The organism is Mariniflexile sp. TRM1-10, assembly GCF_003425985.1.
Taxonomy (GTDB): domain Bacteria; phylum Bacteroidota; class Bacteroidia; order Flavobacteriales; family Flavobacteriaceae; genus Mariniflexile.
This window is the reverse complement of sequence record NZ_CP022985.1, coordinates 4,079,207-4,097,635: the sequence shown is the minus strand read 5'-3', so window position 1 is coordinate 4,097,635 and position 18,429 is coordinate 4,079,207. Positions and strand designations below refer to the sequence as shown.

The following is an 18,429-nucleotide window of genomic DNA, read 5'->3' as shown; positions in this document are numbered from 1 at the left end:
AAAAACTTAAAAAAATGAAAAATATAATGTATGCTTGTTTATTCTTGTTTGTTGGTAGTATTTGGGCACAAGAAGAACCTAAAAATATTTCAGAAGAATCTACAATAAAAACTGTAAAAACGGATCATGGAACAGAAGTAGTTGAGAAAAAAATTAAAGTAACAACTCGGGAAGAGCAAGATATTGAATTCGCCGAAAAGGATAAAAACAAACGAGATAAGGACATTGTGAAGAGTCCTGTAAAAGTTAAGAAAACCATTGAAATTGATAACGATAGGGGCAATTCCTATGACGCTAAAACTGAAATTGGGTATTATGAATTTAATGGGAAACAATATGGTTTCAAGAAAGTAGATACTGGTTTTTCTGTATTGGAAAAAGACCATGAAACACCAATTAACTATGGTAACATTGTTAAATTCAACAGAGATAATCACTATTTGTTTCAGAATGGAAATGACACGGGTATTGGATATTTTAATGAAGATGGAAGCTTTACCATTGAATTTTATGATAAAGACACCAAAACCGTAACAAGCCAAGAATTTATTTTGGTAGAGAAATAATCAAAAAAACATTCATTAAAGATATCTTAAAAGTCCTGCTATAACAGGACTTTTTTGTATTTTGGGATTTTATAGAATTAATGAAATATTATGAATCCAAAAATTTCAAAAGAAACCTTAGACTTCTTTAAAGTATTAGAAAAAAACAATGATAGAGATTGGTTTAACGAGCATAAATCCGAATTCAAAAAAATAGAAAAGGATGTTAAAACTTTTTATAATGCGGTTTTAAAAAGCTTGAACGAACATGATGAAGTTGATAGACTTAAAATGTTTCGTATTTATCGCGATGTGCGTTTTTCAAAAGACAAATCACCTTACAAAACACATTTTGGTGGCTCATTCCATAGAACAAAACCCAAATTAAGAGGCGGCTATTATTTACATATTCAACCGAATAACGAAAGTTTTATTGCTACAGGTTTTTGGGAACCAGCTCCGGCCGATTTACTACGTATTCGTAAAGAGTTCGAAATGGACGATACCGAAATGCGGGCCATTTTAAACAATAGATCATTTAGCAATATTTGGGGAACCTTTGTTGGCGACGAGGTAAAATCAGCACCAAAAGGGTTTAGTAAAGATCATAAAGCCATCGATTTAATAAAAAAGAAACAGTACATCTTTATTAAAAAATATACCGATTCCCAAGTGTTAAGTGATGGTTTTATTGATGATGTAAACCAATCGTTTAAAGCCATTCGCCCGTATTTTAATTATATGAGTGATGTGCTAACGACCGATTTAAATGGTGTGTCCCTTATATAATTTCTGTAATAACATATTTATTTTGGTTAAACTCAAAACTAGTATTTACAGGTTTGTTTATTAACAGCTGCCCAATAGGTGAGTTTACCGAAATAGCATAAAAAACAGTACCGTCAAGTTCAATTTTGCCGATGCTGGTAGAAATGTAAAAATCCATTACATTTGTTTTTACAATACTGCCCAACATAGCTTCTTTGCTCTCTACATTCGTTTTTATATTGCTCAAATACTCTTTGGTTTTTTTGGCATCGTTTAGATAGGTCATGTTTTTTTCTAAATCATTCAATAATTTACCATGACCAGAATCATCATCTTCAGAACTTCCTTTGTCGTTACTGGCTATAGATTCTTTTATTAAATCAACTTCTTCTTTGTAATCATTGATGCGTTTGTCTACACGTTCATTACAAATTTGCAATAGTTTCTGTTTTGTTGTCATTAAATACCTTACACTGCTTTTAGCACTTCTGATTGTTCAAAAAGTTGCATATTACTAATTAATCGTTCTTTTACAATTTGCATCATGCGCTTATTTAAAGCCGAGGAATTTTGGATATATATGAGATATTCTTCCACAGTAAATAAACCTATCACAATGCCTTTTAGTGAGTTACGGAATTTTATATCTTTATTTACAGCGTTTTCAATGTATGATAAACGCTTCTCTAAAGGGTAACTGTAAAACACCATTTTATGCTTAGCAATATAGTTTTTAAAAACTTCAATAAACAAATCATTTTGTAACTTTATTATTGGGCGCAGTACTAAATTTTGAAAACGCTCGTCATTACTCATGTTATCATTAATTGTGGAACTAAGAATTTCAGGACGAATGCTTTTTAAGTTGAATTGTCGTGTGTTCATGGTTGCTAGGTTTTTATTAAAAATATAGAATATTAAAACTTGAAATGTTTTGGAACGTTATAGTTGTTAACGGGTTTATTAACAACAAAGAAATTTTTATCTTTAAACCAAAAAAAATGACATGAAGTTTGGAAGTGTAGATAACCCTCAAAATATAGATTTTTCCTTACCGCCAGATCATCCAGATACCCAACGTGTTTTAAATAAGTTTAAGGATGATAACATTCCCGAAATTTATGTGGGTTGTGCCAAATGGAACAAAGCGGACTTAAAAGGATTTTACCCTAGAGGCACCAAAGATGAATTGGTATATTATTCAAGCCAATTTAACGCCATAGAATTAAATGCGACATTTTATAGGATTTTCCCCGCGGAACAATTTGCTTCTTGGTATACTAAAACTCCCGATGGATTTAAGTTTTTTCCGAAGCTAAACCAAGAAATAAGCCATTGGAAGCGCTTACAGGAAACCAAAGAAGTCGTTGAGCATTACTTGTACAACGCCTCCAATTTAAAAGAAAAATTAGGAACCATCTTTTTACAGATGAATGATAATTTCTCGCCAAAAGACTTTGATCGCGTTATTAATTTTGTTGAAGAATGGCCTAAAGAAATACCATTAGCTATGGAGTTTAGACATACCAATTGGTACAACGATGCTTCAATAGCAAACGAATTATACCAACTTTTAGAAGCCAACAATATTTCAAATATTATTGTTGATTCCGCCGGAAGACGCGATATAATGCACATGCGCTTAACCAATGCAACTGCTTTTGTGCGTTATGTGGGTGCCAACCACCTAAGTGATTATAGCCGTTTAGACGATTGGATTGCACGGTTGAAAGATTGGAAACAACAAGGCGTTAAGGAAATAGACTTTTTTATTCACCAAAACATAGAAAAGGAATCGCCTTTACTTTCAGCCTATTTTATAAAAAAGCTGAATAAGGAATTGGGATATCATTTAGTTGTTCCTAATGATAATAATAGTGGACAACAAACATTGCTTTAAAAAATACTATGAGATTTCACACTAGAAAATGGGTAAAACCAGAAGATTTAAATGCCAACGGAACCCTATTTGGAGGCAGATTATTAGAATGGATAGACGAAGAAGCCGCTTTATATACCATTATACAACTTGAAAACCCCAAAGTGGTAACCAAGTACATTAGTGAAATAGATTTTAAGGCATCGGCTAAGCAAGGCGACATCATAGAAATAGGTATTGATGTCGTGAAATTTGGAAAAGCATCGCTAACCTTGAGTTGTGAAGTTAGAAATAAAATGACTAGAGAGACCATTATAACCATTTCTAACATTGTAATGGTTAATGTGGGGCCAGATGGAAAAGCCAAACCTCATGGAAAAACACAAATAGAATATGTAGAAAACAGATTGAAGTAATTTTTAATTAAAAACATGCTTTAAAATTTGCAACCAATAATACTATTCCATTAAAATATCATCGATTTTTTCAAGTTCCATTAATAATACTATAAAAATAAATAGTTGAGCATCTTAAATTTTGTGATAAGTCTAATAAAAATAGTAGTTTTTTCTAACTTTGTAAGCCTTTTTGCTAATCGGAAATCATTAGTGAAAAATTAACAAAGATTTAAATTTAACTAAATATAATATGAGCAAAACATTGTTTGATAAAGTATGGGATTCACATGTTGTAAGGAAAATTGAAGGTGGCCCTGATGTATTCTTTATAGACCGTCATTTTATTCACGAAGTTACAAGTCCTGTAGCATTTCTTGGATTAAAAAGTCGCGGTTTAAAAGTATTATATCCAGAACGCACCTTTGCAACTGCCGACCATAACACACCAACAATAAACCAACATTTACCAGTTGAAGATCCACTATCTGCTAACCAATTAAAAGCTTTAGAAGATAACTCAAATGAGTATGGTATTAGCCATTGGGGCCTTGGTCACCAAAAAAATGGTATTGTACACGTAGTAGGACCGGAAAATGGTATTACATTCCCAGGAGCCACTATTGTTTGTGGTGATTCGCATACATCTACTCACGGTGCTTTTGGTGCTATTGCCTTTGGTATTGGTACCTCGGAAGTTGAAATGGTGCTTTCTACACAATGTATCATGCAACCAAAACCTAAAAAAATGCGCATTAATGTTAATGGGCAATTAGGAAAAGGGGTGACGCCTAAAGATGTTGCTTTGTATATCATATCCAAATTAACCACTTCCGGAGCTACGGGCTATTTTGTAGAATATGCAGGTGATGTATTTGAAAACATGACTATGGAAGGCCGTATGACGGTTTGTAACTTATCTATCGAGATGGGTGCACGTGGTGGTATGATTGCGCCAGATGAAACAACATTCAATTACTTAAAAGATAAACCACTATCGCTTAAAGGTGATGCTTGGGATACAGCCGTAGCACATTGGAAAACCTTAAAAACCGATGCTGATGCGACGTTTGATAAAGAATTAACGTTTTTGGCAAGTGATATCGAGCCTATGATTACCTACGGAACCAATCCGGGTATGGGTATGGGTATTTCTAAAAACATTCCAAATGCAGAAGCTGTAGAAGGTGGTGTCGCAACTTATAAAAAGTCTTTGGAATATATGGGTTACCACGAAAACGATGCTATGATTGGCAAAAAAATCGACTATGTGTTTTTAGGAAGTTGTACCAATGGTAGAATTGAAGACTTTAGAGCCTTTGCATCTATTGTAAAAGGAAAGAAAAAAGCAGACCACGTTACCGCTTGGTTGGTACCTGGATCACATGAAGTGGAAGCTTTAATTAAAGAAGAGGGTATTTTAGATACCCTAACAGAAGCTGGGTTTGTATTAAGACAACCAGGTTGTTCTGCATGTTTAGCCATGAACGACGATAAAGTGCCTGCTGGAAAATACGCCGTAAGTACCTCAAACAGAAACTTTGAAGGTCGTCAAGGACCAGGTTCAAGAACATTATTAGCAAGCCCTTTAGTAGCTGCAGCAGCTGCGGTTACAGGCGTTGTTACAGACCCGAGAACTCTTTTGTAATTAATAATTAATAATGAATAGTTAAAAACAAAAGTAAAGATTTCAAAAACTTTTAACTTTTAACTTTTAACTTTTAACTTAAAATAATGGCATACGATAAATTCAATATATTAACAAGTACAGCGGTTCCATTACCATTGGAAAATGTGGATACCGATCAAATTATACCTGCTCGTTTCTTAAAAGCAACAAAACGTGAAGGTTTTGGTGATAACTTATTCCGTGATTGGAGATATAATAACGATAATTCACCAAAAGAAAGTTTCGTTCTAAACAATCCTATTTATTCAGGAAAAATATTGGTGGGAGGCAAAAACTTTGGTTCTGGTTCTTCTAGGGAACATGCTGCTTGGGCGGTTTACGATTACGGTTTCCGTTGTGTGGTATCAAGTTTCTTTGCAGATATTTTCAGAAATAACTGTTTAAATGTGGGTGTATTACCTGTTCAAGTAAGCCCTGAATTTTCAGAGCAAATTTTCAACGCTATTTACGACGATCCAAATACAGAGATTGAAGTAAACCTACCAAATCAAACCATTACCATTCTTTCAACAGGAGCGCAAGAATCTTTTGATATCAATAGCTATAAAAAAGAAAATATGTTGAATGGTTTTGATGATATCGATTACTTGCAAAACATCAAAGGAGATATAGAAACGTTTGCAAACGGTTTACTACTGTAAATGATTCCAAAACGAATTGAAATAATGGATACGACACTACGCGACGGTGAACAAACCTCGGGTGTGTCGTTTTCTGCTTCAGAAAAACTAACCATCGCCAAACTTTTACTGGAAGAATTAAAGGTTGACCGCATTGAAATTGCTTCTGCAAGGGTTTCAGAAGGTGAGTTTCAGGCAGTAAAAAGTGTTACCAATTGGGCTAAGGAAAACAATTGTTTAGACAAGGTTGAAGTTTTGACTTTTGTTGACAAAGGCATCTCTATCAACTGGATGATTGAAGCAGGAGCAAAGGTTCAAAACTTGCTAACCAAAGGTTCATTAAATCATTTAACTTATCAGTTAAAAAAGACTCCTAATCAGCACTTTGAAGAAATATCAGAAACCATTTCTTTAGCAAAAGAAAAAGGCATAAAGACCAATGTGTATTTAGAAGATTGGAGCAACGGGATGCGCAATTCCAAAGACTATGTTTTTGAGTTTTTAGCATTTTTAGTAACACAACCTGTTGAGCGCATCATGCTTCCTGATACCTTAGGGGTTTTAACTCCTACCGAATCTTTTGAATTTATTAAAGAAATTAAGGATACATACCCTAATTTACATTTTGATTTCCATGCACATAACGATTACGACTTAGGCGTTGCCAATGTTATGGCGGCTTTAAAAGCCGGTGCCGATGGACTGCATTTAACCGTAAATGGCATGGGCGAGCGTGCAGGAAACGCACCCATGGCAAGTACCATTGCTGTTATTAACGATTTTATGCCCCATATCAAAATTGATATAAACGAAAAATTTTTATACACAGTAAGTAAATTGGTTGAGAATTTTTCGGGCATTATGATTCCTGCAAATAAACCTATTATTGGTGCTAATGTATTTACACAAACCGCAGGTATTCATGCCGATGGCGATAATAAGAAAAACCTATATTTTAGCGATTTAATGCCGGAGCGTTTTGGCAGAACCCGAAAATACGCTTTAGGAAAAGCGTCTGGGAAAGCCAACATTCAAAAGAACTTACAAGAATTAGGACTTCAACTTAACGATGAAGACTTAAAAAAAGTGACCCAACGTATTATTGAACTGGGCGATAAAAAAGAAGTTGTAACCAAAGAAGACTTGCCTTATATTATTTCTGATGTATTAGATAGTTATTCTTACGAAGAAAAAGTAAAAGTCAATTCGTATGTACTAACGCATGCCAAAGGATTAAAACCGTCAACAACAGTCTCCTTAACTATAAATGGAGAGACTTTTGAGGAAATCGCACAAGGTGACGGACAATTTGATGCCTTTATGAATGCCCTTAGAAGCATTTATATCAGTAAAAAAATGGTGTTACCGGATTTGATAGATTATGCTGTTAGAATACCTCCGGGAAGCCATTCAGACGCATTATGTGAAACTATCATTACCTGGAAAAGTCCGGAAAAGGAATTTAAAACACGTGGTTTAGACTCCGATCAAACAGTTTCTGCTATTAAAGCCACCGAAAAAATGTTGAATATTATTACCTATTAAGATTACAAATAAATAAAACAGATGGCATGAACCTTAATAATAGTCTTGATGCCAAACAAGATATTTGAAGGCGAATTCCATCTGACAATTAAAAATCAAATACATATAACAGATGAAATGAGCCATAATGACAGTCTTGATACCAAACAAGATGTTTAATGGCGAATTCCATTTGACAATTAAAAAAACAAATAAATATAATACAAATGAAATTTAATATAGCACTTTTAGCAGGTGATGGCATAGGACCTGAAGTGATTGATCAAGCAGTAAAAGTAAGCGACGCTGTTGCTAAAAAATTTGGACACGAAATAACTTGGAAACCTGCCTTAACTGGTGCTGCGGCTATTGATGCCGTTGGAGAACCTTATCCAGATTCAACACACGAAGTATGCGCAAATGCTGATGCGGTTTTATTTGGAGCTATTGGGCATCCAAAATATGATAACGACCCATCGGCACCTGTTCGCCCTGAACAAGGTTTGCTTAAAATGCGTAAAAAATTAGGCTTGTTCGCGAATGTGCGTCCCACATTTACATTTCCTTCTTTAATTGATAAATCGCCTTTAAAAAGAGAGCGTATTGAAGGTACCGACTTGGTGTTTTTACGTGAATTAACTGGTGGAATCTACTTTGGTGACAAGGGTAGAAGAGACGGTGGCGAAACAGCTTTTGATAACTGTGTGTACACTAGAGCAGAAGTACAACGTTTGGCTAAGAAAGGTTTTGAATTGGCCATGACACGTTCTAAAAAACTATGTTGTGTAGATAAAGCGAATGTTTTGGAAACATCCCGTTTATGGAGAGAAACAGTACAAGCTATGGAAAAAGAGTATCCAGAAGTAACAGTTTCTTATGAATTTGTTGATGCTGTAGCGATGCGTTTGGTACAATGGCCAAATAGTTATGATGTATTGATTACTGAAAACTTATTTGGAGATATTTTAACCGATGAAGCATCTGTAATTTCTGGTTCTATGGGATTAATGCCTTCTGCTTCTGTTGGAGCTGACAATCAATTGTTTGAACCAATTCATGGGTCTTATCCACAAGCAACAGGTTTAAATATTGCTAATCCTTTAGCAACTGTTTTATCTGCAGCCATGATGTTTGAAATGGCTTTTAATTTACCGGAAGAAGGCGCTGCCATTAGAGACGTTGTTAATAAAGCTTTAGCTGAAGGTGTTGTTACTGAAGATTTAGCCGAAGGTGGTAAAGCTTATGGTACCAAAGAGGTAGGGGACTGGTTAGCAGCAAATATTTAAGATTTATACTTATAACTAATTAAAAAAGCGTGAATTCTAAGAATTCACGCTTTTTTTATGCAGTTCGAGAAAAACTTTAATTTAAAGAATTCCTCGGGCAAGCCATCAAGAATTAAAACTCATGGGGCTAATAAAAGACCTTTATTTTCTGATTTAAGGAAATCTGGTGCTGTTGATTCAGATGTTTCATTTTAATTTGTACATTTATTAAAATATAAAAAAAAACCATCTTAAAGATGGTTTTTCTATTTAACTTCGAATGTATGAGGAAACTTTCAATTATAATGCCTTGTTATAATGAGGAAAAAACAATAGTTCAAATATTATCAAAAATTAAAGATGTTGATTTATTGGAAAATACCAATAAAGAAATTTTAATTATTAATGACTGTTCAACTGATCATTCTGAAGAATTAATTAAAAAATTTATTGACACATATCCAGAACTTTCCATAAAATATTTTAAAAACAATGCCAACAAAGGAAAGGGAGCTTCTATTCATATTGGAATTAAACATGCAGCGGGCGATTTTATCATTATTCAGGATGCAGATTTAGAATACGATCCTAATGAGTATAATGCATTGTTAAAACCCATATTGGATGGATTTGCTGATGTTGTATATGGTTCTAGGTTTATGGGAAGCAAGCCCCATCGAATTTTATTTTTCTGGCATACCATTGGAAATAAATTTCTAACATTTTTATCAAATATGATGACAAATTTAAATTTAACAGATATGGAAACTTGTTACAAAATGTTTACTTCTCCCATTATTAAAAATGTTTCTTTGAAAGAAAAGAGATTTGGTTTTGAACCAGAAGTTACTACAAAAATTGTCAGGTTTCCTAATATAAGAATCTATGAAGTTGGAATTTCCTATTATGGGAGAACTTACGCAGATGGGAAAAAAATAGGGTGGAGAGATGGTATGTATGCTATTTATTGCATTATTAAATATGGACTTTTAAAAGCAAGTTAATTTAGCTATTGTGATAAAAAATTTAAAGAAATAGAAATTGATTATAAAATTATTATGGCAAAAAAGAAGATAACTGTTTTAAATTCCAATGAAATAGTTGATGAGAACACAAAGGGTATTTCAAAAAAAATGGTTTGGTTTTTAGCCATCGTTTCATTTTTACTGTATGCAAATACTTTGAACCACGGATTTGTTCTAGATGATATAGCCGTAATTGAACAAAATAGTTTTGTCAAAAAAGGTTTTGCAGGAATTTCGGAGCTTTTTTCAACTCTTTATTGGCAAGGATATTGGGATTCAAATGCTGGATTATATAGACCAATGTCATTAGTGTTTTTTGCTATGGAATGGCAATTGATTCCAAACAATCCTTTTATACATCATTTTTTTAATGTTTTTTATTATGTCTTAAGCATTGTTTTGCTATTTAAAGTCTTGCATTATTATTTAAAAGAGTATTCCATTTGGATTACTTTTTTTATAGTACTACTATTTGCGGTTCATCCTATTCATACGGAAGTGGTTGCGAATATTAAAAGTAGGGATGAAATTTTTTGTTTCCTCTTTTTTATTCTAAGTATATACTTTCTTTTAATCAAAGAAAGGAAAATATATCACGTTCTTGGAATAGTATCTTTTTTATTCTGCTTGTTATCTAAAGAAGCAGGAATCTTATTTTTACCAATCCTTTTATTTTTGGCTTGGTTAAAATTCAGAAAAGACAAAAGTATTTTTCTCATTAAAATAGTTCCACTTATTTCTGTTAGTGCATTTTGGCTTATTTTGCACCGTTATATTATTTTAAGTTCACCTTTTAAAAGAATTCAATATACTTATTTAGATAACTCCTTATTTGGTTGCGATGATATAATCTCTAAAACGGCAACAGGATTTACCATATTTGCTAGATATATTGTTAAGTCTATTTATCCTTATAATTTGAGTTATGACTACTCTTTTAATCAAATTCCTTGTGTAACGGTAAGTTCCTTTTCGTTTATAACAAGTTTATTGCTTGTAGGGGTGGTTTTCTTTGTGATGTATTTTTTCAGAAAAAGGAATAGCTTAGTCAGTTTTGGTATACTCTTTTTTTTAATTACTATTTTCTTAGCAAGTAATATTATTGTTTTTATTGGAACAACAATGGGAGATCGATTGTTATATACTCCAGTTTTAGGAATTATTATTGCCTTGGTTTTTTTATTATTTCATTTTTCAAAAAACATAAGACTAGTAAAGTTTTATCATCCATCCATCTATTTATCTGTTGTTGTTTTGTTATTTTCATTTAAAACATTTAATAGAAATAAAGATTGGAAATCAAATGCCTCTTTGTTTACTGAGGATTTGTCAAATGCGCCAAACAGTGCTCGTGTCAATTTTAATTATGCAACCGTATTTTTTAACCAATTGCCATCAGATGTAGAACTTCAAAAACAACAATTACCTTTCATAATTGATTCATATAAGAAGGCCTTAGTAATTGATCCCAATGAAAAAGGAGCTTTAACTAATTTAGGAGTTTGTTATTATAAATTAAAAGACTACAAAACATCAATCTATTATACAAAACAAGCTTTAGCATTAGCAAAAACCGATTACTCTTTGCAATCCAATTTAGCCGATGCTTATTTTAGGAACAATAACTTTGATGAGGCTATTGCAAATTATAAAGAATTGGTTCAAAACAATTATAGTCAAGAAAATACATATAATTATTATGGCGTAGCTTTATTTAATAAAAAAGAGTATCCAAAAGCAATGGCTGTTTTTGAAGAAGGCATTAAACAAAATTCCAGTTCGGTTGAATTATGGATGAACTATGGTAATACTTTAGCAGCATCAGGAAATCTTAAAAAGGCCATAACTGTATTTGAAAAAGCCCATGAGTTAAATCCAAATGAGAAGAATTCATTACGATTTTTAGCAATGGCTTACCAACAATTAGGAGATATTGAAAAGGCAAATTTTTATTATTCAGAATTTATTAAAAAATAAAAAAGAGGCTACATTATGGTACCAAAGATGTAGGGGACTGGTTAGCAGTAAACATTTAAGATTCATACTTATTAATAAAATAAAAAGCGTGAATTCTTAGAATTCACGCTTTTTCTATATAGTTCAAGAAAAACTTTACTTTACTTTTTAATAATTAATTTTTGTGAAGAAGCTTTAGAGCTGTTTGTTGCTTTTACAAAATACATGCCTTCACTTAAATCACCAACATAAACCGTTGCTTCTATATGGGCCGCAGTTCGGAATGTTTTCACTACTTGTCCCAATTGGTTTATTATTAGAAAATCACCTCCATAAATAGATTTTACTTGTACATTTTTTCCACTTGGGTTCGGGTACATGGAAAATTTAGAGCTGTTTTTAAATTCATTGGTACTTAATGAAGAAACCGTAATACAAGCCGATTCTACGACACAACTTCCCACAGTAATTTCTACTTTATAATCTCCAATACTTGTTGGCGTAAAACTTTGGTTTGTTTCGGCATTCAATAACGTATTAGGGCATTCGTACCATTGGTATGTTGCACCTGTTTCGTCAGCAGTTAAAACACCTGTATCCTGGGTGACATTGTTATCAACTGCAGTTGGTTCTGTGATAATAAACTCTGTACTAGCCGTACAAGAATTCGCATCCGTAATGGTACAAGTCCAAGTTCCAGCAGTCAAGCCAGAAACAGAAGCCGTTCCATCACCAGTTGGGTTTCCGGGCGTCCAATCATAGGTATAATCACCTGCACCACCGGTAGCAACATTTACTGTTGCAGCACCAGTAGCACCGCCATTACAGGCGATGTTCGTTTGTGAAGCAGGTGTCAGCGAAATAGCCGTTGGTTGGGTGACTGTAAAGTTTACAGAAGAAGTACAGGAATTGGCATCCGTCACGGTACAGGTCCAAGTTCCAGCAAATAATCCAGAAACAGAAGCCGTTCCATCACCAGTTGGGTTTCCAGGTGTCCAATCATAGGTATAATCACCTGCACCACCGGTTGCAGCATTCACTGTTGCGGCACCAGTAGCACCGCCATTACAAGCGATGTTCGTTTGTGAAGCCGCTGTTAACGAAATAGCCGTTGGTTGGGTTACTGTAAAGTTTACAGAAGAAGTACATGAATTGGCATCCGTCACGGTACAGGTCCAAGTTCCTGCAGTCAAGCCAGAAACAGAAGCCGTTCCATCACCAGTTGGGTTTCCGGGCGTCCAATCATAGGTATAACCACCGGCACCACCGGTTGGTGTATTTACTGTTGCAGCACCAGTAGCACCGCCATTACAGGCGATGTTCGTCTGGGAAGCAGCTGTCAACGAAATAGCCGTTGGTTGGGTTACTGTAAAATTAACAGAAGCCGTACAGGAATTGGCGTCGGTCACGGTACAGGTCCAAGTTCCAGCAGTCAAGCCGGACACTGAAGCCGTTCCATCACCAGTTGGGTTTCCGGGCGTCCAATCATAGGTATAATCACCGGCACCACCGGTTGGTGTATTTACTGTTGCAGCACCAGTAGCACCGCCATTACAGGCGATGTTCGTCTGGGAAGCAGCTGTCAACGAAATAGCCGTTGGTTGGGTTACTGTAAAATTAACAGAAGCCGTACAGGAATTGGCGTCGGTCACGGTACACGTCCAAGTTCCCGCAGTCAAGCCAGAAACAGAAGCTGTTCCGTCACCAGTTGGGTTTCCGGGCGTCCAATCATAGGTATAATCACCGGCACCACCGGTTGGTGTATTTACTGTTGCAGCACCATTCGCACCGCCATTACAGGAAACGTTCGTCTGGGAAGCAGCTGTCAACGAAATAGCAGTTGGTTGGGTTACTGTAAAGTTTACAGAAGCTGTACAAGAATTGGCGTCGGTCACGGTACACGTCCAAGTTCCAGCAGTCAAGCCGGACACTGAAGCCGTTCCATCACCAGTTGGGTTTCCGGGCGTCCAATCATAGGTATAACCACCGGCACCACCGGTTGGTGTATTTACTGTTGCCGCACCAGTAGCACCGCCATTACAGGCGATGTTCGTCTGGGAAGCAGCTGTCAACGAAATAGCCGTTGGTTGGGTTACTGTAAAATTAACAGAAGCCGTACAGGAATTGGCATCCGTCACGGTACAGGTCCAAGTTCCAGCAGTCAAGCCGGAAACAGAAGCCGTTCCATCACCAGTTGGGTTTCCGGGCGTCCAATCATAGGTATAACCACCGGCACCACCGGTTGGTGTATTTACTGTTGCCGCACCAGTAGCACCGCCATTACAGGCGATGTTCGTCTGGGAAGCAGCTGTCAACGAAATAGCCGTTGGTTGGGTTACTGTAAAATTAACAGAAGCCGTACAGGAATTGGCATCCGTCACGGTACAGGTCCAAGTTCCAGCAGTCAAGCCGGAAACAGAAGCCGTTCCATCACCAGTTGGGTTTCCGGGCGTCCAATCATAGGTATAACCACCGGCACCACCGGTTGGGGTATTTACTGTTGCAGCTCCAGTTGCAGCTCCATTACAGGCAACGTTGGTTTGTGAGGCAGGCGTTAATAAAATATTTGATACTGTTAATGTGCCACTGCTGGAAGTTGTAGTACAAGAACCATCAATAGCTACGCCTCTATACAAATAACCACTCATTCCAGCTGTAGCTCCAGTAATCGTTAATGTATTCGTTGTAGCATTAGAGTAGACACCACCATTAGTAATATCAACAAAACCGCTACCTGAGTTTTCTTGCCATTTATAAGATGTAGCTCCAGTAGCAGTAATTGAAAAAGTGGTATTGCTACCATTACAAATTGAGCGATTAGGAGGGTTTGATGTTAAAGTTGGTGCAGTGCAAGAGACAGGTGAGCTAATTTGTATGCTATTTATACTATGATTCGTAGCAGATTGATCTCCCATGTATCCTCCAGCACTTATATAAAACCGTACTTCATCTACATTTTGAAATGATGAATTTAAAGTTATGGTTTTAGGATTAAATCCCGAATCAAAGCCATCAAAGGTAGTAGATGCTACTTCGCTTCCATTTCTATACCCTTTTACTGTATTTGTAAAAGAGGAACTTTCTCCCCAATTCAAATAAACAAATTGATTAAGTTTAAATTCACTCCCATCTACTGATCTAATAGCCATCCCTTTAGAACCAGCATTGCTTTCAGAAGTTAATCCTGTATATGATCCACTACCAAAGAAACTAGTACCTACCCAAGATAATGAAGATAATAATGTTCCACTTGTATTAGAAATATTATATATATCAATATCAATATCTGATATATTTTGCGAACCACCTTCCCCGTCTGAGGCTATGTTATCACCAGTAATTGCTGTTGAGTTACTTGTAAACGTTAAAGTTGGTGATGTGCTGAGTTGTGCATGAGAGCTCAAAAACGCCATGCATAAAACAAAGATTAAAAAAGTAGTTTTTTTCATAAGTAGGTATTATTAGTTAATAAAAGAATTTACCGAATGTATGAATTATACATAAATAAAAAAATCTTTTTCTTATAAAAAATGCACTTTATCGAATAATTTGCCTATTTAAACTTATAATTAAGTATTTTTTTAGACAAAAGAATAATTAAAACAGTTGGATTTAATTAGCTAAAAAGTCACTAGCCATTAGTCAATAGTTGGTGGCCAATTCAACAAATAAACAATGATAAATAATGAATAGTCAATAACCAACTCCAAATGTCAGTCTGAGCTTGTCGAAAACCTAATTATAGGCATTAGTCATTAGTAAATTAGCCAATAGTAAGTGGTCAAATCAACGAATAAGCAATAGTCAATATAAGCCATAGCTTCGACAAGCTCAGCTTGACAAAAAGGTTCTCTATAGGCTTTTGACAAAGTAGTCACTAGGCAATAGTCAAAGTTAGTTGACCAACAACCAATTAAACGAATAAACAATAATGAATAATCAATAGTCAATAAAAAAACCGTATTGTCAGTCTGAACCTATCGAAGACCTAACAATAACCAATAATCAATTTACAATTAGCAATTAATAATGAATGATTAACAATGTAAAATAGCCACTAGCTGATGGGCAACGGTTATGAGGTTAAAAAACTAAACGAATAAACAAACAACAAAAATACTGTCAGTCCAAGCCTGTCGAAGACCTAAGATAACTAATGCGACTCAAGGGTTGAAAATGAGCCTTAGCAATCAGGGAGATACCTTTGCCAAAGGTTAAACCTCAACTTACTGAATATTAATGCTCTTAAAAACCCAACCCTTGATTCACATAACTAATGACTAAAATTACCGCTACTAGGCAATTCAAAGACTTCTAAATCAAAATAGGGAAGTGCTGCGATAAGGTGATCGAAAATATCGGACATGATGTATTCGTAGTTTTCCCAACGTTTATCGCTACTAAAGGCATAAATCTCTAAAGGGATGCCTTGTGTAGTGGGTGCTAACTGGCGTGCCATAATCATCATATCTTTATTGATGGCCGAATGTTGCTTTAAATAAGAATCGATGTATTTTCTAAACACCCCTAAATTAGTCAGGTTTCTACCGTTTAATAAAAGGTCTTTATTTATTTGGTTAGATGCATTGTATGATTTAATATCGGACTGTCTGGTTTCTAAATACGCTCTGATAAGTTGGATGTTCATAAGGTCCTGTACGTCTTCATCCGTTAAATACTTGACGCCACTTTGTTTAATAAATAAGGCACGTTTTATACGTCTGCCATCAGAACTTGTCATACCACGCCAATTCTTAAACGAATCGGAGATCAGGGCGTAGGTTGGAATGGTGGTAATGGTTTTATCGAAATTCTGAACCTTTACGGTTGCTAAATTTATTTCAATCACATCGCCATCGGCACCATATTTTTCAAAGGTAATCCAATCACCAATGCGCACCATATCGTTTATGGACACTTGGATGCTGGCTACAAAGCCTAGAATGGTATCTTTAAAAATTAAGATGATGATTGCCGATGCAGCACCCAATCCTGTTATGAAGTTTATAAAAGGCGTACGGGTTAGAATAGCTATAGCCGAACAGATACCAATGATCCAGGCAAAAATCATGAATACCTGTATGTAACTGTCTATAGGTTTGTCTTTTAGATTTGATAAGGTTTTAAAAAAATCTTTAAATGTATTTAATATGCTGCGTACAATCCATAAAGACAAAACAATGGCGAATACTTCTAAACCACGTTCAACAACGAGTTCAAAATCAGGAAAATCATAAAACACATCCGAAATAAACTCTAAAGCAATCAATAACGGTATGATGTGCGCAATGTTTCTTGGTACTTTATTTTTTATTAATAAATCATCAAAGTTTGTTTTGGATTTTGAAGCAAATTGAGCAAACACACCAATTAACAGCTTTCTAATGATAAAATCAATAATGAAGATAATGATTAACAGCACCAAAGCCAAGCCCAACATGTTTAGGTATTTTGCTGCAGCCTCTGTTGTACCAATACTTAGCAGGTAATCGTATATAAGATGTTTTATCTTATCCATTCCTTAGAGGCTTTAAATACTTTTTATCGATGTAAAAAGTGCCAAAGGGAATGATTGCCGCCAATAATATTTCACCAAATTGTTTGGTGTTCCAGTTAAAATCTTTTTTAAGCATAAAAGCCATAATAACATACCCAATAAATAGGATACCATGTGGCATACCCAGTAGTTTTACATATTGAGGATCTTCTAAAATGTATTTTATAGGTGTTGCTATAAACAATAATAAAATATAGGAAACACCTTCTAAAAGTGCCGTAATTCTAAAGATATTTAAAAATGAAAACATAGGAAACTTAATTTGTATGCAAAAATACGGTACAATACTTAAAAAGTATGTGTCTTTAAGATTTTTTTAAAAGGCACTAAAAATTACAAGTCCGTAAATTAAAAAGCGCAGTAAACGCAACGATCCGTAAGCCACCACATTTATAAACGGAAACTTGATGATACCTGCTGCCAGACAGGAAATTGAAAAGGGTAGAGGCAATAGGGCACCTACAACAATTAAAAAACCGCCCCATTTTCTGGAGTTCTTTAACTGCTTTGCCATTTTTACTTCCAAATAGGTATGCACGCTAGGAATTTTAGTAATTATATGCCCAATATAATAAGATAGCAAACCTCCAAAATATGATATAAAAGCCAGACCAGTTAAGTACAACCACGGCGCGTCCATATTACCAGCCCAGGCTATAAATATTTCGGGGGGTACTAAACCTAATAAAGTTTCCGATATAAAAAAGAACGCCATCACGCCATAGGCAGGCAGTGTTTCGGTAAGATGTACCAAAGCGGCATTGATATCATAATAACGATTCACCAAATATATAGCAGCAACAATAAGCAAAATAAACGGTAGTGACTTTTTTACAGCTTGCCAAACAAAATTATAGAACCCTGTGTAGCTATAATACTGATGTAATAGCTGCCAACGCGTTTTTTCTGTTTTTGATTTAGACTTGGGTTTCATAATAAGCTTCCTTTTTTAGGAGCACAAATATACTTCAAATAATATGCTTTGTATGTTAATTGCTCAATTTTAATATTTTTATAACATTCGTGTGCTATTCTAGAATCAAGATTAAAGATTCAAGACCGCTTTACTAAAAGAAAATAGAATATAGAGTAAAGAAAATAGAAGCTTCGACAAGCTCAGCTTGACAGAAAGATTCACTATAGGCTTTTAACAAATAATAGTCACTAGCCAGAAGCCAGAAGTAAATAGTCAATTCAACAATTAA

16 protein-coding genes are annotated in these 18,429 nt (G+C 35.0%); 10 read left to right on the top strand and 6 right to left on the bottom strand.

All coding sequences use genetic code 11. The annotated features are described in order from the left end of the window. Nucleotides 1-14: 14 nt before the first annotated feature. On the top strand, nt 15-566 hold the full coding sequence (locus tag CJ739_RS17010) for a hypothetical protein (protein ID WP_117177476.1): 552 nt from the start codon (nt 15-17) through the stop codon (nt 564-566). Nucleotides 567-656: 90 nt separating this feature from the next. Continuing rightward, entirely contained in the window at nt 657-1,334 is a 678-nt protein-coding gene (locus tag CJ739_RS17005) for a DUF2461 domain-containing protein (protein WP_117177474.1), read from the top strand. On the opposite strand, the gene CJ739_RS17000 is transcribed toward CJ739_RS17005, so the two are convergent. Both CJ739_RS17000 and CJ739_RS16995 read right to left on the bottom strand, forming a co-directional pair. Next, complete coding sequence (locus CJ739_RS17000) at nt 1,327-1,773, bottom strand: hypothetical protein (protein WP_117177472.1); 447 nt, start codon at nt 1,771-1,773, stop codon at nt 1,327-1,329. The two genes, CJ739_RS17005 and CJ739_RS17000, sit on opposite strands and share 8 nt — an antisense overlap. A gap of 8 nt (nt 1,774-1,781) precedes the next feature. Continuing rightward, on the bottom strand, nt 1,782-2,198 hold the full coding sequence (locus CJ739_RS16995; protein WP_117177470.1) for a glyoxalase: 417 nt from the start codon (nt 2,196-2,198) through the stop codon (nt 1,782-1,784). A gap of 121 nt (nt 2,199-2,319) precedes the next feature. Here CJ739_RS16995 and CJ739_RS16990 point away from each other — a divergent pair, with 121 nt between their 5' ends. The 8 genes from CJ739_RS16990 to CJ739_RS16955 all read left to right on the top strand — a co-directional run bounded on the left by CJ739_RS16990 (nt 2,320) and on the right by CJ739_RS16955 (nt 11,688). After that, complete coding sequence (locus CJ739_RS16990) at nt 2,320-3,213, top strand: DUF72 domain-containing protein (RefSeq protein ID WP_117177468.1); 894 nt, start codon at nt 2,320-2,322, stop codon at nt 3,211-3,213. An 8-nt stretch (nt 3,214-3,221) separates the two neighbouring features. Next, nucleotides 3,222-3,608 carry an acyl-CoA thioesterase gene (locus CJ739_RS16985; RefSeq protein ID WP_117177466.1) on the top strand — a complete coding sequence of 129 codons (387 nt, stop codon included), beginning with the start codon at nt 3,222-3,224 and terminating at the stop codon, nt 3,606-3,608. A gap of 232 nt (nt 3,609-3,840) precedes the next feature. Then, on the top strand, nt 3,841-5,235 hold the full coding sequence (gene leuC / locus CJ739_RS16980; RefSeq protein ID WP_117177464.1) for a 3-isopropylmalate dehydratase large subunit: 1,395 nt from the start codon (nt 3,841-3,843) through the stop codon (nt 5,233-5,235). Nucleotides 5,236-5,321: 86 nt separating this feature from the next. Further along, on the top strand, nt 5,322-5,918 hold the full coding sequence (leuD, locus tag CJ739_RS16975) for a 3-isopropylmalate dehydratase small subunit (protein WP_117177462.1): 597 nt from the start codon (nt 5,322-5,324) through the stop codon (nt 5,916-5,918). Further along, nucleotides 5,919-7,442, top strand: a complete 1,524-nt coding sequence (locus tag CJ739_RS16970) for a hydroxymethylglutaryl-CoA lyase-like TIM-barrel protein (protein WP_117177459.1) — start codon at nt 5,919-5,921, stop codon at nt 7,440-7,442. It begins immediately after the preceding gene. 206 nt (nt 7,443-7,648) lie between these two features. Next, entirely contained in the window at nt 7,649-8,707 is a 1,059-nt protein-coding gene (gene leuB, locus CJ739_RS16965; protein WP_117177457.1) for a 3-isopropylmalate dehydrogenase, read from the top strand. A gap of 263 nt (nt 8,708-8,970) precedes the next feature. Continuing rightward, complete coding sequence (locus tag CJ739_RS16960; protein ID WP_117177455.1) at nt 8,971-9,690, top strand: glycosyltransferase family 2 protein; 720 nt, start codon at nt 8,971-8,973, stop codon at nt 9,688-9,690. A gap of 129 nt (nt 9,691-9,819) precedes the next feature. Then, the gene (locus tag CJ739_RS16955) at nt 9,820-11,688 is read left to right on the top strand and encodes a tetratricopeptide repeat protein (RefSeq protein ID WP_162880255.1); all 1,869 of its coding nucleotides are present in this window, start codon (nt 9,820-9,822) and stop codon (nt 11,686-11,688) included. Nucleotides 11,689-11,828: 140 nt separating this feature from the next. Here CJ739_RS16955 and CJ739_RS16950 read toward each other — a convergent pair whose 3' ends face one another. From CJ739_RS16950 to CJ739_RS16935, 4 genes are all read right to left on the bottom strand, one after another. Next, nucleotides 11,829-15,116 (bottom strand): T9SS type A sorting domain-containing protein, encoded by a 3,288-nt coding sequence (locus tag CJ739_RS16950; RefSeq protein WP_117177450.1) that lies wholly within the window; start codon nt 15,114-15,116, stop codon nt 11,829-11,831. Between the two features lie 824 nt (nt 15,117-15,940). After that, nucleotides 15,941-17,185 (bottom strand): mechanosensitive ion channel family protein, encoded by a 1,245-nt coding sequence (locus CJ739_RS16945; RefSeq protein WP_117177448.1) that lies wholly within the window; start codon nt 17,183-17,185, stop codon nt 15,941-15,943. Continuing rightward, complete coding sequence (locus CJ739_RS16940; protein ID WP_117177446.1) at nt 17,178-17,474, bottom strand: DUF3817 domain-containing protein; 297 nt, start codon at nt 17,472-17,474, stop codon at nt 17,178-17,180. The genes CJ739_RS16945 and CJ739_RS16940 overlap by 8 nt, the downstream gene beginning before the upstream one ends. A 66-nt stretch (nt 17,475-17,540) precedes the next feature. Further along, nucleotides 17,541-18,158 (bottom strand): YqaA family protein, encoded by a 618-nt coding sequence (locus CJ739_RS16935; RefSeq protein ID WP_117177444.1) that lies wholly within the window; start codon nt 18,156-18,158, stop codon nt 17,541-17,543. Between the last annotated feature and the right edge of the window lie 271 nt (nt 18,159-18,429).

Excerpts from the sequence above, each read along its gene's own strand:
- CJ739_RS16950 (WP_117177450.1), bottom strand. The coding sequence starts at position 15,116 with ATGAAAAAAACTACTTTTTTAATCTTTGTTTTATGCATGGCGTTTTTG.
- CJ739_RS16955 (WP_162880255.1), top strand. The coding sequence starts at position 9,820 with ATGGTTTGGTTTTTAGCCATCGTTTCATTTTTACTGTATGCAAATACT.
- CJ739_RS16940 (WP_117177446.1), bottom strand. The coding sequence starts at position 17,474 with ATGTTTTCATTTTTAAATATCTTTAGAATTACGGCACTTTTAGAAGGT.
- leuC (WP_117177464.1), top strand. The coding sequence starts at position 3,841 with ATGAGCAAAACATTGTTTGATAAAGTATGGGATTCACATGTTGTAAGG.
- CJ739_RS17010 (WP_117177476.1), top strand. The coding sequence starts at position 15 with ATGAAAAATATAATGTATGCTTGTTTATTCTTGTTTGTTGGTAGTATT.
- CJ739_RS16935 (WP_117177444.1), bottom strand. The coding sequence starts at position 18,158 with ATGAAACCCAAGTCTAAATCAAAAACAGAAAAAACGCGTTGGCAGCTA.
- CJ739_RS16995 (WP_117177470.1), bottom strand. The coding sequence starts at position 2,198 with ATGAACACACGACAATTCAACTTAAAAAGCATTCGTCCTGAAATTCTT.
- CJ739_RS16960 (WP_117177455.1), top strand. The coding sequence starts at position 8,971 with ATGAGGAAACTTTCAATTATAATGCCTTGTTATAATGAGGAAAAAACA.
- CJ739_RS16970 (WP_117177459.1), top strand. The coding sequence starts at position 5,919 with ATGATTCCAAAACGAATTGAAATAATGGATACGACACTACGCGACGGT.
- CJ739_RS16985 (WP_117177466.1), top strand. The coding sequence starts at position 3,222 with ATGAGATTTCACACTAGAAAATGGGTAAAACCAGAAGATTTAAATGCC.
- CJ739_RS17000 (WP_117177472.1), bottom strand. The coding sequence starts at position 1,773 with ATGACAACAAAACAGAAACTATTGCAAATTTGTAATGAACGTGTAGAC.
- CJ739_RS16990 (WP_117177468.1), top strand. The coding sequence starts at position 2,320 with ATGAAGTTTGGAAGTGTAGATAACCCTCAAAATATAGATTTTTCCTTA.
- CJ739_RS17005 (WP_117177474.1), top strand. The coding sequence starts at position 657 with ATGAATCCAAAAATTTCAAAAGAAACCTTAGACTTCTTTAAAGTATTA.
- CJ739_RS16945 (WP_117177448.1), bottom strand. The coding sequence starts at position 17,185 with ATGGATAAGATAAAACATCTTATATACGATTACCTGCTAAGTATTGGT.
- leuD (WP_117177462.1), top strand. The coding sequence starts at position 5,322 with ATGGCATACGATAAATTCAATATATTAACAAGTACAGCGGTTCCATTA.
- leuB (WP_117177457.1), top strand. The coding sequence starts at position 7,649 with ATGAAATTTAATATAGCACTTTTAGCAGGTGATGGCATAGGACCTGAA.